General features: G+C 58.2%; 15 protein-coding genes. 12 read left to right on the top strand and 3 right to left on the bottom strand.

All coding sequences use genetic code 11. The features are described 5' to 3' along the window. Positions 1–418 precede the first annotated feature (418 nt). From BR48_RS23825 to BR48_RS0104965, 5 genes are all read left to right on the top strand, one after another. The gene (locus BR48_RS23825) at positions 419–1,315 is read left to right on the top strand and encodes a hypothetical protein (RefSeq protein WP_027230298.1); all 897 of its coding nucleotides are present in this window, start codon (positions 419–421) and stop codon (positions 1,313–1,315) included. Between the two features lie 98 nt (positions 1,316–1,413). Beyond that, the gene (locus BR48_RS0104980; protein ID WP_027230297.1) at positions 1,414–3,438 is read left to right on the top strand and encodes a hypothetical protein; all 2,025 of its coding nucleotides are present in this window, start codon (positions 1,414–1,416) and stop codon (positions 3,436–3,438) included. 36 nt (positions 3,439–3,474) lie between these two features. Continuing rightward, positions 3,475–5,592, top strand: coding sequence for a type I secretion system permease/ATPase (locus BR48_RS0104975; RefSeq protein ID WP_027230296.1), 2,118 nt, complete (start codon positions 3,475–3,477; stop codon positions 5,590–5,592). A gap of 12 nt (positions 5,593–5,604) precedes the next feature. Continuing rightward, on the top strand, positions 5,605–6,933 hold the full coding sequence (locus BR48_RS0104970; protein WP_027230295.1) for an HlyD family type I secretion periplasmic adaptor subunit: 1,329 nt from the start codon (positions 5,605–5,607) through the stop codon (positions 6,931–6,933). A gap of 94 nt (positions 6,934–7,027) precedes the next feature. Then, positions 7,028–7,384 (top strand): hypothetical protein, encoded by a 357-nt coding sequence (locus BR48_RS0104965; protein ID WP_051614542.1) that lies wholly within the window; start codon positions 7,028–7,030, stop codon positions 7,382–7,384. A gap of 64 nt (positions 7,385–7,448) precedes the next feature. Here BR48_RS0104965 and BR48_RS25745 read toward each other — a convergent pair whose 3' ends face one another. After that, positions 7,449–7,592 (bottom strand): DUF1127 domain-containing protein, encoded by a 144-nt coding sequence (locus BR48_RS25745; RefSeq protein ID WP_081815759.1) that lies wholly within the window; start codon positions 7,590–7,592, stop codon positions 7,449–7,451. A gap of 195 nt (positions 7,593–7,787) precedes the next feature. On the opposite strand from BR48_RS25745, the gene BR48_RS0104955 reads away from it, so the two are divergent. The 7 genes from BR48_RS0104955 (at position 7,788) to BR48_RS23820 (ending at position 13,567) form a co-directional block, all read left to right on the top strand. Beyond that, positions 7,788–9,095: an amidase gene (locus BR48_RS0104955; RefSeq protein ID WP_036813343.1), complete on the top strand. Its 1,308-nt coding sequence runs from the start codon at positions 7,788–7,790 to the stop codon at positions 9,093–9,095. A gap of 130 nt (positions 9,096–9,225) precedes the next feature. Further along, entirely contained in the window at positions 9,226–9,537 is a 312-nt protein-coding gene (locus tag BR48_RS0104950; protein ID WP_027230292.1) for a Dabb family protein, read from the top strand. A gap of 2 nt (positions 9,538–9,539) precedes the next feature. Further along, the gene (locus BR48_RS0104945; protein ID WP_036813340.1) at positions 9,540–10,799 is read left to right on the top strand and encodes a glycerate kinase; all 1,260 of its coding nucleotides are present in this window, start codon (positions 9,540–9,542) and stop codon (positions 10,797–10,799) included. 90 nt (positions 10,800–10,889) lie between these two features. Further along, on the top strand, positions 10,890–11,108 hold the full coding sequence (locus tag BR48_RS0104940) for a hypothetical protein (protein ID WP_027230290.1): 219 nt from the start codon (positions 10,890–10,892) through the stop codon (positions 11,106–11,108). Positions 11,109–11,548: 440 nt separating this feature from the next. After that, positions 11,549–11,923, top strand: a complete 375-nt coding sequence (locus BR48_RS0104935; RefSeq protein WP_027230289.1) for a hypothetical protein — start codon at positions 11,549–11,551, stop codon at positions 11,921–11,923. Between the two features lie 320 nt (positions 11,924–12,243). After that, positions 12,244–12,438 carry a hypothetical protein gene (locus BR48_RS0104930; protein ID WP_027230288.1) on the top strand — a complete coding sequence of 65 codons (195 nt, stop codon included), beginning with the start codon at positions 12,244–12,246 and terminating at the stop codon, positions 12,436–12,438. Positions 12,439–12,553: 115 nt separating this feature from the next. Beyond that, positions 12,554–13,567: an LLM class flavin-dependent oxidoreductase gene (locus tag BR48_RS23820; RefSeq protein ID WP_036813875.1), complete on the top strand. Its 1,014-nt coding sequence runs from the start codon at positions 12,554–12,556 to the stop codon at positions 13,565–13,567. Here the strand turns inward: BR48_RS23820 and ureG are convergent. Further along, complete coding sequence (gene ureG, locus BR48_RS0104920; protein ID WP_027230287.1) at positions 13,550–14,173, bottom strand: urease accessory protein UreG; 624 nt, start codon at positions 14,171–14,173, stop codon at positions 13,550–13,552. The two genes, BR48_RS23820 and ureG, sit on opposite strands and share 18 nt — an antisense overlap. Next, on the bottom strand, positions 14,170–14,784 hold the full coding sequence (locus BR48_RS0104915) for an urease accessory protein UreF (protein ID WP_051614540.1): 615 nt from the start codon (positions 14,782–14,784) through the stop codon (positions 14,170–14,172). Before BR48_RS0104915 ends, ureG begins: the two co-directional genes overlap by 4 nt. Positions 14,785–14,801: the final 17 nt, after the last annotated feature.

Here is a 14,801-nt window from a genome sequence, read left to right as displayed (position 1 = left end):
ACAATAGGGACTAAGACCCGCCGGACGCCCTAATCCATGGCTCGCTCCACCTCTAAAAAGCTGCTCCGCGACGATGCTGAAAAGATTGCACTTTTTGATGAGCCCGCCAGCACCTTAGGTTGTGTGAAGTGGTAATCCCACCCCTAAACAGAATTGGTAGCTTAACCTTGGATGGCTTTGGGGCTAACCTTACAAGGCTTGCGCGACGTTTGTGTGTGGGGAAAACGCAAGTAAAAACTCTCGTGTAAAAAACAAAATCTATACCATTGGCAATAGCAATCCAGAAACACGCTGGTTTGTTATCATAATAACCGACGTCTGTTAAAATAAAAGACCAATGCGAGCTCGCATAAAAACCTCGTTGGAAATGCATAGAGGTTCTTGCTAGCTCCGAAAACAAAACATCGGAGGGCTTTTTATGAGTAACAGTAAGAACAACACCTACAATTTCCACCCAGGCGGCGATCCGTCAGCGACTGCAGATGCCGATGCGTCCGCTGTGGCCGCCGCGCTGGCCTTACAGTTGCAGGGGCAAGCCCAGGGGCAACTGGAGGCTCAAGGGCAAGGACAGGGACAGGGGCAAAGCCAAAACCAGGATCAACATTCAAGTTCGGACAATTCGAACTGGAATGGCAACGGTAACCTCAACGGCAATGGTAACCTCAATGGCAATGGCAATCTGAATGCCAATGGCAATCTTAATGCCAACCTCAATGAAAGTGACAACCACAACGCAAATACCAACACCAACACGTCGGATACGGCCGTGCATGTGGATGTCGGTGTGAACCTGGATGGATATCTGCCAACCGACAACGACTTTGCAGATCTCGATCTGAGCCACACCAACTTCGACAACATGTTCATAACCGACTCGGGCAGTATCAACTTCGATCCAGGCAACGACGTTCACTTTTCGGACATCTTCAATGGCGCGTTTAACGGTGCGGGAACAAACACCGGATTCGCCATTAATCAGGTGGCGGATCTCGTCGACAACGATCAGCTCTCTCATGTCAGCCAAGACAACTCGGGCAGCGTAACGCTGGATGCAACCGGGGGCGCTGCTACAGCGGGCGATGGTATCGGAAGTGGTGCTGACGGTTGGGACAGCTGGTTCGGCAATCACGGCGGCGGCGCACATGCCGGCGACGATGTGGCTGGCTCCAGTGCGGCAAGTGCCGCAGCCAATCTGACATCAACAGCGTTCACGCAGGATATCGTTCTAGGCGCTAACCTGCAGCAAAACGCATTCGACGCTACCGTTATCAATGGAACCTACACGCATACCACCATCAGTGGTGACAGCGAGTAACGGTAACACGCAGGCAAACTGCCTGACATTGGTCTGCGCGAAATTTGCGCAGACCTCTTTGTCCAAAGGCAGATGCCGTGAATGTGGCGGGGACTGCAATGCTGGGTTTCAGTGATCAGATTTCAGAGTCAATTGCCCATTTCGTAGGTTATTTCCACACATCCATCGAAGCCGCGAGAGCGCGGCTGGAATACCGTGAATTCAAGATCACCCCCGACGCTGATCCGCATTTCAAAGACATTCTGGCAATCGATACACATGCGACTCCGCAATTGCCGCCGGCGTTTTCAGACGCGCATATCGATTATACGCCCATGCCATGGTCGCCGGTCGGCCTGCCATCTATGCCCTGGGTCGACGTCAATTTGGACGAAATCGAAATCGGCATGCACCGACTGCCGCACACGCCGACCCATCCGCACGGATCGGGTTCAGATGTTGCGCATGGGGTCGTGGAGGAGGGACCCTATTTCGGGTCCGGTGCCTCCGAGACATCGATGGTCTTGAAGCAGACCAACCACATGCAGGACAACGACGTCGTCATCATGGGCAACAAGATGCCGGTGAATCTCGATTTCACCGACGATGCTGGCTTCGCGCACCTGTCCTCGCAGGCATTCGCGGTCTCCGAATCCTTCACATCAGCCGCCGTTCCGGGCAACGGCGCCGAGGTTGCGCAGTTCTTCAACGATCAGCTTGGTTTCATCCATGCGGCAGCGACAGGACCGCTTGCGGCGACACCGGGTGTTACGGTCATTACCGGACCGGCCATCGACGGCCTGTTTGTCAACGGGGAGCAGGTGACGAGCGCGCCGGGCATCAGCCAGTCGCTGCCGGATTTCATCAAGGCGACGGACCATGACGCGGCACAACCCACCATCGTGTCGAGCCAATCCATATTGACCGATGGTTCGGACCTTGCGGGTTCGGTGACCGTTCAGGCCGGCGCGAACCTTATGGTCAATCAGGTCGTCCTCACGAGCCTTGATGCGATAAGCGGGCATTTCGCGGTGGCCGGCAATCATTATCGCATCGATGCGATCGTGCAGACCAATGCCTATAGCGACAGCGATACGTTCGAGAACGGTTTCGCGGGACAGCAATCCCTGTGCCAACCTTCCACCAACGCGATGAACATCGCCAACTTCGTGCATCAGGCGGATAGTACCGGCGGAACGCCAGCATCGTCCGGCGATACGACGCACCTTCCGCAGAACTGGCAAATCACCGTCATCAATGGCGATCTCCTGCAGATGAACTGGATCTCCCAGTACAGCTTCATCTCCGACAATGACATGCATGTGCTCAACGCGACCGGTTCCTATACGACGATCACCACCGGTGCGAACATGTCGATGAACACTGCGACCTTCGCCGAACTGTGCAACACTTACGATCTCGTCATGATCGGCGGCCACTATTACGACGGCAATTTCATCTTCCAGACGAATATACTGTTCGACAACGACACCCTAACCACGGGCGGCGCAGCTGGCGCATATAACGGCAAGCTTTCAACCAGTGACAATCTCTTGTGGAATGCCGCCAGTATTCAGAGTGGCGACGCGACCAACTGGGTTACGGGGATACCGCAGCATTATCAGGACGCACTCACAGGACTTGCCAGCGGCAACTACAAAATGCCGGATGGTTTTGGCAGCGACCCGAACTTTCACGGCATCGAGGGTCTCCGCGCGCTCTATATCACCGGGAGCGTCTACGATCTCAATTATGTCGAGCAGGTGAATATTCTCGGCGATTCCGACTATGTCGCGCATTACGAGGATTCACTTCTTGCCGCAACATCGAACACGCAATGGGACATCAGCACGGGTTCCAATGCATTGGTGAATATCGCGGCCATCGTCGACCACGACACCCACGGCACCGGGCTGTCCTATGTCGGCGGCGCGCTCTATTCCGATGCCATTCTGATCCAGGCTGAAATCATCGGATCACAGCCGCCAAGCACAGGGCCGGGTCAGGGACAGCCTTTGGCCAACGAGGTCGTAGCATTCCTCGATCACGACGCAGACGCTTCGGCGCCGGCAGACCATTCGACATCCATTCACGTACCCGACACCAGCCACTCAGTCGATGTCATGCAGACGGTCCTCTCGTAAGAACAAGAAGACGTGCGCCAGGGGGGCGCGAAATAGATGAAACATGAAGAGCAGGCAAATTTGCGGGTCGCCATGGAAAATGGGCGGCAGGCAGCGCGCGGAAATGAGCAAAACCGCTTCGACAATCTTCTCGCCGAGATGGAGGAAACGATTCTCAAGCTCTACCGCCGTGAGCCGGAAGAAAGCGCCACCGCTATGCCCGCTGCCGAAAAAACGTCGGTCGAGGAAATGCCGATCGCGGCACCGGTTGATCCTGAAACGCTCGACAACGCTGCCGCGATCCCCTTGAGCGAAACGCCCGATATGAAAACGGAGACCTCCGCCGCTGGCAATCCCCTGGCACGCGAAGTCGGGAAAGTTATCGAAGGCGATCGTGGGCCAGTCATGAAGCGCGAGGCCGATCGCGGCGCGGCCGCCAGCTTTCACAAGCGCGTTGCCACCGCCAGTTTCAGCGACAGTTTCAACAACGGTGTCACGGCGGTTCGCAAGAATCTCGTAATCGTCATGGGCTTCACCCTGTTCTTGAACATCCTCGTTCTCGCCATACCGATCTATCTCTTTCAGATCTCAGACCGCGTCCTGACGAGCCGCTCGACCGATACGCTAATAATGCTGACGCTGGTGATTGTCGGTGCCGTCGTTATCCAGGTGGTGCTCGATGCGATACGCCGCTTCATCCTGATGCGCACCGCGGTCGAGGTCGCAGTCCAGCTTGGCGCCCCGATCCTCAGCGCAGCCGCGCGCGCCTCGCTGAACGGCAATGGCAAGGATTATCAGGTGCTTGGCGACCTGCAGCAGCTGCGCTCCTTCTTGACGTCGGGGACCCTCCTCTCATTCTTCGATGCGCCGATCGCCCCGATTTTTCTCGTTGCGGTATTCTTCGTCCATCCGCACCTCGGTTACATCGTTGTCGTGTCGTCGCTGATCCTGATCTGCATCGCCTTCATCAACCAGCGCGCAACCGCCGCCTCGTTCGCCGAGGCGACCAACTTCCAGAGCCGCGCCATGCTGCATCTCGATTCCATGTCGCGCAATTCGCAGATCATCAATGCCCTTGCCATGATCCCCGAAGCTGTTCGCATCTGGGGCCGCGATATGGCCGGTTCGCTGCGTGCGCAGGTCAAGGCGCAGGATCGTAACATCGTTTTCGCGACCATCTCCAAATGCTCGCGCCTGTTGACGCAAGTGACCATGCTCGGCTGGGGTGCCCACCTTGCCATCGACGGTCAGATGACCGGCGGCATGGTGATCGCGGCTTCGATCATCGCCGGCCGTGCGCTCGCGCCGATCGAGGGCGCCATTGAAGGATGGAACAGCTTCATCCAGTTCCGCTCCGCCTTTGGCCGCATCAAGAACCTCCTGCAGACCTCGCCGCTGAATTTCGAGCGGCTTCGCCTGCCGACCCCGGAGGGCAGGCTGGACGTCGATCGTATTCTCTACGTGCCGCCACCGAACAAGAAGGTCATTCTCAACGGCATTTCCTTTACGCTGATGCCGGGCGAATCCCTTGCGATTATCGGCAATTCCGGCGCGGGCAAGACGACACTCGGCAAGATGCTGGTCGGCTCGATCCTGCCAACTTCGGGCAGCGTCCGTCTCGATCTCATGGATCTACGCAATTGGGACCAACGGCAGTTCGGCGAAAACATCGGCTACCTGCCGCAGGATGTGCAGCTCTTCCCGGGAACGATCAAGGCCAACATCGCCCGCATGCGCGAGGACGTGACCGACGAGGCGATTTACGACGCGGCTATCCTTGCCGATGTGCACGAATTGATCGCGAGCTTCCCGCAAGGCTACGAAACCGTTGTGGCAGGTGACGGTGCGCCGCTCTCGGGCGGGCAGAAACAGCGCATCGCACTTGCGCGTGCCTTCTTCGGCAGCCCGACACTGGTCGTCCTCGATGAGCCTAATTCGAACCTCGACTCGCAGGGCGATGCGGCGCTGACCAAGGCGCTGTCGCACGCCAAGAAGCACAAGATCACGGTTGTCACGATCACGCAGCGCCCGGCGCTGCTCAGCTGCGTCGACAAGATCATGGTGCTCAGCAACGGTACGGTGACGATGTTTGGCTCGCGCGCGACCGTGCTTGAAGCGATAGCGCGCAAGAATAAGGAAGCCGGGATCATGCCGAGCATCGAAGCGGCGGAATAGGTGGGATAAAAGATGGCCACGCACGTCGTTAACGATCTTCAATGGTACGATGGGGTTCCGCGCTCCATCAAGCCCTACACCAGGTTCGGCATCATGCTGATCATCGTCTGTTTCGGTGGTTTCGGCACTTGGGCGGCTACGGCGCCGCTTGCCGCAGCGGTGATTGCACCAGGCACATTCGTCGCCACCGGCAAGAACAAGATCGTGCAGCATCTCGAAGGCGGCATTATCAAGGACCTGCTGGTCCGCGAAGGCGACCGCGTCAAGGAGGGCGACGACCTGCTGACGCTCGATGAAACCGCACCGCGCGCCAATGCGCAGCAACTTTACTTGCGTCAGGCCCGCCTTGAGGCAATTCTTGCCCGGCTGCACGCGATCGTACGCGGGGAAGACCGGTATCAGCCGCCGGCAATCATCCTCGATAATATCGCCAATCCCGAAATAAAGGCGGTCAATGACAGCCAGAGCGACAACTTCAATGCCGCTCACTCCAAATATGCCAATGAATACCAGATGATGCAGCGTAATATCTCGGCGCTCGAATTTCGCCGCATTGGCCGTAACGCGCAGATCATCTCCACCAAAAAACAGTTGGCCCTCTTGAAGGACGAGTACGTAGCAAAGGATTCTCTCTTCCGTCAGGGGCTTATGGCTCGCTCTGAGGTCAATGTGCTGGAGCGCGCCATTGCCGATGGCGAGGGCACCATCGCCCGGCTCGATGCCGAGATCGAGGAAGTCAACGCGCAGATCGAGAAGCTGCAGAAGGAAATGATTCAGACAAAGGATACTGAAAAGCAGGCAGCCCTTGACGAGATACAAAGCGCCGAAGCCGAACTCGACACTGTACGCGAGCAATCGCGCCAGGCAGAAAACATCCTCGAGCGCACCGTTGTAAAGGCGCCGGTCGCCGGCACGATCATACGGCTTTACTATCACACGCCGGGCGGCGTTATCGAGACCGGCAAGCCGATCATCGAGATCCTGCCAGCCGGCGTGCCGCTCATCATCGAGGCGCAAATTCCGCGCATGCAGATCGATGAGGTCAAGGAAGGGCAGGTTGCCCATGTACGCCTCAGCGCGCTCAATCAGCGTACCACGCCGATCATCAACGGGCGGGTCGACTATGTATCGGCCGACTCGATGACCGACACCAACCAGCACCAGGAAGTCTATCTCGCCCGTGTCAGCATTCCGGCGGACGAACTTGCGCGGGTACACGGTTTCACGCCAACGCCCGGCATGCCGGCGGATATCCTGATCCAGACGCATGAGCGCACATTCTTTGAATATCTGGCCAAGCCCGTGATCGACAGCATGTCCCGCGCCTTCAGGGAGTATTGAGAAGCGGCCGCCAACAGATTGCCTCCGCGCAGGATTTGGCCCAAATATCAAGCGTGCTGACGTTTGAGTCCATTGCAACGCGGGGAGAGGCAAAATGAACTGGCGCAGGCTTCACAAAGCGCTCGCTGGTATCCCCGCGCGCTATCACCTGTTTGCCTGGATTGTGCTGGCGTTGGTGGTCATCGTAACAGTTGGCCCCATCGGCCTGCGCCCGATCACGCCGTTCGGGCCGGATGTTGAGCGGTTCACCGCCTTTGTGGTGGTCGGAGGGCTGTTCAGTCTGACCTATCCCCAGCGACGCATTGCAAACACAGTCTTAATCGTACTCGCATGCGGATTGCTCGAATACGCACAGGACTTCATCCCGGGTCGGCATCCGGACTTTGGGAATTTCCTGGTCAAGAGCGCCGGGGCGGTGGCAGGCATGCTGGCCGGAACGCTTATTCGCTAGCCAAAAATGCACATGGCGCTCGCGACTACACGGTCACGAACGCCATAAATCAATTGTGCGGCAATTAAAGTGCGGCCTGCCAGGCAACGCGGCGGATGTCAGCGCGGGCAATACCAAGATCGGCAAGATTGCGATCGGTGCAGCGGCTGAGTTCATGAAGATTCTGGCGGTACTGGCGATACTGAAGAATACGGTTGCGAAGGCTCATTTTTTATACCCCTTTTTAATTTCGTTGGCCTCCCTGAAACGAAATATGCGTTGCTTCGGCAGGCAAGAAAATTGCCAATGTTGCAGGGCAGCATTGATGATGCTGCATAGCAGCAACCGAATGTTGGCGAGGTCCTCTTCCAAAGTTGGATCGCCAGCCGCTATATCTCGGTGCAAACAACTGCAGCGGGTAGAGATGCAAACCGTACCATCAGCACGCGAACGGCTCGAACTGGCGCTCGCCAAACTCGATGCCCGCCGGGACGACGAGCGTGTCTTCGTCAAGGTCTATGCTGACGCGGCGCGCAACGCCGCCGAGGCTGCGGACAGACGTGCCGCAGAAGGCGGCTCCCTCGGTCCGCTTGACGGGCGCATCGTCTCGATCAAGGACCTTCTCGATGTCGCCGGCGAACCGACACTGTCGGGATCCGTCATCCGACGAACCGCTGCAGCCGCCGTAGCCGACGCCGTGGTGGTGGAAAGATTACGCAAAGCCGGCGCCGTGATCATCGGCAAGACGCTCATGACCGAGTTTGCCTTTACAGCGGTCGGTCTTAATCCGCACTATCCTGTCGCAGGAAATGCAGGTGATCCTGACCGGGTCGCGGGCGGTTCTTCGATAGGCGCCGGCATTTCAGTTGCAGAAGGCACGAGCGAAATCGCCATCGGTTCCGACACTGGCGGTTCTATCCGCATTCCGGCGGCGTTGAACGGCGTCGTCGGCCTCAAGCCTACGGCAAGGCGCATCCCGCTTCAGGGCGCCTTTCCGCTCTCTCCCAGCCTTGATTCTCTGGGGCCACTGGCGAACTCCGTCGCGGATTGCGCGCTGGCGGATGCCGTCATGGCCGGTGAATTGCCGGCTGCACCCATGCCCATCGCGCTGAAGGGCCTGCGAATCGGTGTGCCGCGCGGCCAACTCTTCGACCTGACCGAACCATCGATCGCTACGGCATTCGCGGCAAGCCTCGCCAGCTTCGAGGCCGCCGGTGCCATCCTTGCAGATTGCTCGATTGACGATCTTATCGATGCAATGGCTGTCGCAACCTCCGTCGGCTCGATCGCCGGCATTGAGGGAAGCAGGGTCCACGCCGACTGGCTGCATGATGAGGGCCTGGATGTCGATCAACGTGTTCGTCGTCCTCTGCTTCGCCGCCTTGCTGTCCCCGAGAGTGAATACATCGCGTTGATGCAGCGCCGGCGTGCGCTTGTAGAGGCGATGGATCGGCGGATCAGCGCCTTCGATCTTATTGCTGTGCCGACCTGTCCAATCGTTGCGCCGCTGATCGAGGAAGTCGCCGCCAACGAGCAGCGGTACCGGGAGACAGAAGGATTGCTTCTGCGCAACACGCAGGTTGCCAACCAGTTCGATTTGACAGCGATCAGCCTGCCTATGCCCGGCATGGCCTTGCCGGGCGGGTTGATGCTGATTGGCCACCATGGCGCTGACCGTCGACTGCTTGCTATGGCTCTCTCCGTTGAACAGCTTCTTGCGAAAGCGATGTAGTCCTTGCTTCGCCTGATGTTATTTTGGCTCACGGCGGAAATAGCGCTCGCAATTTCCGGCAATCTGTTCAGGATGCGCAGCCGGACATTACGACGTCCAGCCCGTGCATTATTCTAGAGGGGTTCCGGTCTTGATCCGCCATTGTGTATTTCTCCGTTTTCGCGACGAAGTCACCGCGCAGGAGCGCCAATCGATCTATCGCGATCTGCAAAAACTTTGCGACAATCTCCCCGGTGCGCTGGCTATCTCCTATGGCGGCAATGACAGCCCGGAGGCAGGCATGGACAAGGGCTATTCCGAGGGGTTTATTCTCGATTTTGCCGATGCTCCGGCGCGTGACGCCTATCTCGTCCATCCCGAACACCAGGCCATAGCAGGGCGCATCGTTGCCGCCACGGCAGACGGTGTTGCGGGTGTTTTGGTTTTTGACCTGGAAGTGTGAAAATGGGTGAGGACAAGGAATTTTTCGTAAAGCTGTTTCAGGCCGCAGTTGATGCCGCTGATCCTGAGCGGACGATTGCTGCACACTTGCCGCCGAAGCCGAAGGGCAGGACCATCGTCATCGGCGCTGGCAAGGGCTCGGCGCAAATGGCCAGCGCCTTCGAGAAGGTCTGGGACGGTCCGCTCGAAGGTGTCGTGGTCACCCGCTACGGCTTTGGCGCGCCATGCGAACATATCGAAATCATCGAAGCATCGCATCCGGTTCCCGATGCTGCCGGGCTGGTCGCGTCCAAGCGCCTGCTTGAAACAGTGTCGGACCTGTCGGCCGACGATCTGGTGGTGGCGCTTATTTCAGGCGGCGGGTCGGCACTTCTCCCTTCGCCTCCCGAAGGCATGACGCTTGACGACGAGATTGCCGTCAACAAGATGCTGCTTGCCTCGGGCGCGCCCATTTCGGCGATGAATGCGGTGCGCAAGCACCTTTCGACGATCAAGGGCGGGCGGCTCGCGGCAGCGGCACATCCGGCCCGCGTCTACTCACTGATCGTGTCGGACATTCCCGGCGACAACCCGGCATTTGTGGCTTCCGGCCCCACCGTCACCGACGAGACCACGCGCGAAGACGCGTTGCGCATCGTCGAACGCTACAATCTCGATTTGCCCAAGGCCGCGCTCGCTCATCTCAACTCGGCCAAAGCGGATGCGCCCAAACCCTCAGACAGCGTCTTTACGGGGCATGAACACCATGTGATTGCATCTGCTGCGGTCTCGCTCGAAGCAGCTGCCAAGGTGGCGCGCGACATGGATATACAGGCCGCGATCCTTTCGGATGCGATCGAAGGCGAAGCACGCGAGGTTGCCCACGTCCACGCAGCGATGGCCAAGCAGGTTCTGGCGAAGGATCAGCCGTTCAAGAAGCCGGTCGTCATTCTTTCCGGCGGCGAGACGACCGTAACCGTTCGCGGCAAAGGCAAGGGCGGGCGCAACAGCGAATTCCTGCTGTCGCTCGCCATTGATATCGACGGTGTGGACGGTATCAGCGCCTTTGCGGCCGATACGGACGGTATCGACGGTTCCGAGGACAATGCCGGGGCCTTCGCCGACAGCACGACAGTGGCGCGGCTCCTTGCCAAGGGACACGATGCGCCGGCACACCTCAACAGCAACGATGCCTGGACTGCATTCGCAGCGATCGACGACCTTTTTGTGCCGGGCCCGACCGGGACGAATGTCAACGACTTGCGCGCCATTCTCATTCGCTGATGCCTTGACGCGGTATCGCCACGATTGAATGGTCAACGGGGTAGCGATTCTCAAGCGCCCCTTTGGCGCCACCACGCAAAGGAATATCGAATGCGAGCAGCACTGTCCGTCATCGCCCTTGGCCTCCTCGTCGTTGCGGGCTGCACCACTGGAATGAAGGGCGGCAGCACGGCCGCATCAGGGCCGTCGCCGGCCAAGGATACCTACTACGTGCCGCCGCCGAAATCATTGACCACACGCGCATCGCCGTCGAAGGAACCGAGCGTAGCCGATGCGGCAAAGCCGGCGAAGCTCGCCGCGCCTCAATAGTTTTATCGAATTCGACCGTGCTTAGTGCAGCCGCCTGGCGATTTCGCGAGGCGGCTTTCTTCATGCCAGATACTGGACGATTGAGCCCTGAAACGACAAAACCCACCGCGGGAGGAGGTGCGGTGGGTTTCGTTGGGTATGGAAAGCCTTCTGGGAGGAGAGAGGCCATCCGTTTCGACAGAGCCGGGAGGAGGTGACGCTGCCGAAAATTCCTGATTTGAGAATAACTCAACTGATCTGATTTAATATGCACAATATTGCATAGCAGCATTGCATTTGGTGCATTGCAGCAATTTGCGTCGCCAGTCCGTCACGCCTCTATCACGGAGCGTTGACTATACAATTGGAACGGAACCAGTCCCCATCCGTTAACAACCTATGAATGAGGCGAGTAGCAATTCTGCGAGCGCCGTTTGAACTTGGTTGGAAGGGGCAGGGCAATGCAATTCTCTAAATCATGTATCCCCGTACTCGCAGCAGGGCTGATAATATCAGTTGCCGCGGGCTATGCACCTGTCCAGGCTTTCAGCATCAAGAGCGAAGTGCAGTCTTCAGTACCAAAAGGCGGCGAGGGCGACGAAGTCAACAACCCGGAGCTTGAACGTGCAGCCTATCTTGAGGCGCGCGCCTATATTTGCGGCACCAGCGAGGCCAGCGAAACTGCGATGCGCAAGGGCATGAAAGAGACCGGCCTTCCGGAGGTTATCGCGGTCGAGATCGTCTCGGACCTTGCATCTGGAATTATCGATCAGGCCGTAAAGACGAAATCACAGAAAATCTGCGGCAAGGCCGAAGTTCAGCTCTCACATTTTTGATAAGTCTTTAATTGCGGGTTGACGCAATAGAACAAGCTTTTCAGTGGCTTGTGCAACGTCATGTAAAATTTTAATGAAAGTTTATATTACTATTACAAGTTGTCACAATGATTTGAGGATATATGGGGTCTTTTCAATACGAGCAAGTTTCGATTATTGTTTGTGCGAAGTCTTGTCGGAATCAACAAGCACATTAACTATGACGGGGGAATTCCGCGGAAGTATCGTGGAGCGTCTTGCACCCGGCGTTGCTCGCATGGCTAGTGCCGGCGGACCGATGTGATGGGGCGAGCCGGGATTCATTTGATGGATGGAACGGAATGACGAAGAGAGCCAATAAACTTGAAGAACTAAAAGACGAACTCTCGAGACTCTGCGCCATGGCAGATGATGAAGGTTTTGAGATGATCGCTTATTTCATCGAGACCGCTATTCGTGAGGCCGATGAGCAGTTGTCGCAGGAGACGCGTGCCCTTAAGGGGCCGGAGCTGCGTCTTCACTCCCGTTCGCTCTGAGACCAGCCGTTGGGCGGCCGCGTCAGCCTCCAAATTCAAACAAGCTTCAATATTTGTGAATCATGAAACGGCGGGGGCGCATTGCGCCGCGCAGGGGCGCGCCTATATGAAGCCGATGACCCCAATATCCGTCCTCGACCTCTCACCGATCGCCGAAGGCAGCAATGCCGGGCAATCGCTTCGCAATTCACTCGATCTCGCCCAGAATGCCGAACGGCTCGGCTATAACCGCTTGTGGCTTGCCGAGCATCACAGCATGCGCGGTATTGCCAGCGCGGCGACTGCGGTCGTCATCGCTCATATTGCCGCTGGAACTTCGACCATCCGCGTGGGCGCTGGCGGCATCATGTTGCCGAATCATGCGCCGCTGATGGTAGCAGAGGCCTTCGGCACGCTCGCTTCGCTGCATCCGGGCCGCATTGATCTTGGCGTCGGCCGCGCGCCCGGGACCGATCAGATCACGGCGCAGGCGCTGCGCCGCAATCTCAATCAGGACGTCAACGGTTTTCCGCAGGATGTGGTCGAGTTGATGGGCTATCTGCGCGACCCGGAACCCGGCCAGCGGGTCATCGCGGTACCGGGTGCGGGCACGAACGTGCCGGTCTGGATATTGGGCTCCAGCCTCTTCGGCGCGCAGCTTGCTGCGGCGCTCGGACTTCCATACGCCTTCGCGTCGCATTTTGCGCCAGCGGAAATGGAGCGGGCCATCGAAATCTACCGTGCCCGCTTCGAGCCTTCGGGACATATCGATCAGCCCTACGTGATGCTCGGCCTCAATGTCTTTGCCGCCGAAACAGATGCGGAGGCAAAACTCCTGCAGAGCTCGCAGCAACAGGCCTTCGTAAACTTGCGCACCGGCAGGCCCGGCCCGCTGCCGCCGCCGGTCGAAAACTACGAGGAAACACTCGACCTGCACTCCAAGGCCATTCTTCGCCAGGCATTGTCATGCAGCGTTGTTGGCTCGCGCGCGACGGTCAAGGCCGGTGTAGGGGAGTTCATTCAACGCACCGGCGCCGATGAAGTCATGGTCACGGGACAGATTTTCGATCACAAGGCGCGGATCAGGTCCTATGAGATTCTGGCCGAAGCGATGATCAAGCCCAGCGATGCGCTAAGCCGCCTGGCGTAGGCCGCCGGCTGCTTCGATGAAGGCAATGACGGCATCGAGCCCGTCGCGGCGCAGCATATCCGTAAAGACATAGGGCTTGCCGCCGCGCTGGGTCTTCGTGTCTGCATCCATTACCTCGAGATCAGCTCCAACATAGGGCGCAAGGTCCTTCTTGTTGATGATCAGGAGATCGGATCGGGTGATGCCCGGACCGCCCTTACGCGGGATCTTCTCGCCCTGACACACCGAGATCACGTAGAGGGTGAGGTCAGCAAGATCGGGCGAGAACGTCGCCGCCAGATTGTCGCCGCCCGATTCGATGAAGATGATGTCGAGATCGGGATGCCGCTTGTTCATCTCGGCAATGGCTTGCAGATTGATTGTCGCATCCTCGCGGATAGCCGTATGGGGACAACCGCCGGTCTCCACACCCATGATCCGGTCCTCCGGCAGGGCCTGCAAGCGGTTGAGAATGAGCGCATCTTCCTTCGTATAGATATCGTTGGTGACGACCGCGACGGAATATCTGCCGCGCATCGCCTTGCACAGCATTTCCGTGACGGTGGTTTTGCCCGAGCCGACGGGGCCGCCAATGCCGACCCGCAATGGTCCATTCTGGGAAATCATGAGCGAAAGACCCTCGAATATTGTGTTTCATGTTGCATGGCGGCGATTTCCGACATGATCGCGGCCGAGCCGAGATCATCGAGGCTGGACCGTGCTGCGGCACTTGCCACGCCAAGGATCGCCGGCTCAAGCGAAGCCATAAGGGCAACGCCCTGGCTTTGCCCGAGCGGCACCAGCCTGACCGCGCCCTGGATGAGGTTGGACAGGACAGCATGGAGATAGGCCGCAAGCGCCGGTTCGAGTTCTACACCGTTTGAGGCTGCGACTTTCGCGACAGCTACAGGATAGGGTAGATCGTCTGCGGATTGCTCGGCCATCCAATGGCTTGCCGCCTGGATGAAAGCGCTACCTTGCAGCATCGTTTCCATGTATCGCTCGGCCGAGCCCGCCATCGCCGCGCCAAGCGCGGCGATATCCTCACCGGCATCAGGCTCGCTCCACGCCGCAGCAAAAAGGACGGCATCGTTCCATACAGAGCCCTGGTGGAGGAGGTCGCGCAGCCAGTCTTCAAGCGTCGCCCTGTCGCGAATAATGCCGTCGTGGATCACCCGCTCGATGCCATGGCTGTACGAAAACGCCCCGACGGGGAACGCCGGCGACAGCCAGATCATGAGGCGGATGAGGTGAG

Origin of the sequence: Phyllobacterium sp. UNC302MFCol5.2 (assembly GCF_000686005.1) — a bacterium.
Classification (GTDB): domain Bacteria; phylum Pseudomonadota; class Alphaproteobacteria; order Rhizobiales; family Rhizobiaceae; genus Phyllobacterium; species Phyllobacterium pellucidum.
This window is presented reverse-complemented; position numbering and strand designations above follow the sequence as displayed.

Bases quoted from the DNA above. Each gene is read 5' to 3' on its own strand.
- BR48_RS23825 (WP_027230298.1), top strand. From the start codon at position 419: ATGAGTAACAGTAAGAACAACACCTACAATTTCCACCCAGGCGGCGAT.
- BR48_RS0104980 (WP_027230297.1), top strand. From the start codon at position 1,414: ATGCTGGGTTTCAGTGATCAGATTTCAGAGTCAATTGCCCATTTCGTA.
- BR48_RS0104975 (WP_027230296.1), top strand. From the start codon at position 3,475: ATGAAACATGAAGAGCAGGCAAATTTGCGGGTCGCCATGGAAAATGGG.
- BR48_RS0104970 (WP_027230295.1), top strand. From the start codon at position 5,605: ATGGCCACGCACGTCGTTAACGATCTTCAATGGTACGATGGGGTTCCG.
- BR48_RS0104965 (WP_051614542.1), top strand. From the start codon at position 7,028: ATGAACTGGCGCAGGCTTCACAAAGCGCTCGCTGGTATCCCCGCGCGC.
- BR48_RS25745 (WP_081815759.1), bottom strand. From the start codon at position 7,592: ATGAGCCTTCGCAACCGTATTCTTCAGTATCGCCAGTACCGCCAGAAT.
- BR48_RS0104955 (WP_036813343.1), top strand. From the start codon at position 7,788: ATGCAAACCGTACCATCAGCACGCGAACGGCTCGAACTGGCGCTCGCC.
- BR48_RS0104945 (WP_036813340.1), top strand. From the start codon at position 9,540: ATGGGTGAGGACAAGGAATTTTTCGTAAAGCTGTTTCAGGCCGCAGTT.
- BR48_RS0104940 (WP_027230290.1), top strand. From the start codon at position 10,890: ATGCGAGCAGCACTGTCCGTCATCGCCCTTGGCCTCCTCGTCGTTGCG.
- BR48_RS0104935 (WP_027230289.1), top strand. From the start codon at position 11,549: ATGCAATTCTCTAAATCATGTATCCCCGTACTCGCAGCAGGGCTGATA.
- BR48_RS0104930 (WP_027230288.1), top strand. From the start codon at position 12,244: ATGACGAAGAGAGCCAATAAACTTGAAGAACTAAAAGACGAACTCTCG.
- BR48_RS23820 (WP_036813875.1), top strand. From the start codon at position 12,554: ATGACCCCAATATCCGTCCTCGACCTCTCACCGATCGCCGAAGGCAGC.
- ureG (WP_027230287.1), bottom strand. From the start codon at position 14,173: ATGATTTCCCAGAATGGACCATTGCGGGTCGGCATTGGCGGCCCCGTC.
- BR48_RS0104915 (WP_051614540.1), bottom strand. From the start codon at position 14,784: ATGATCTGGCTGTCGCCGGCGTTCCCCGTCGGGGCGTTTTCGTACAGC.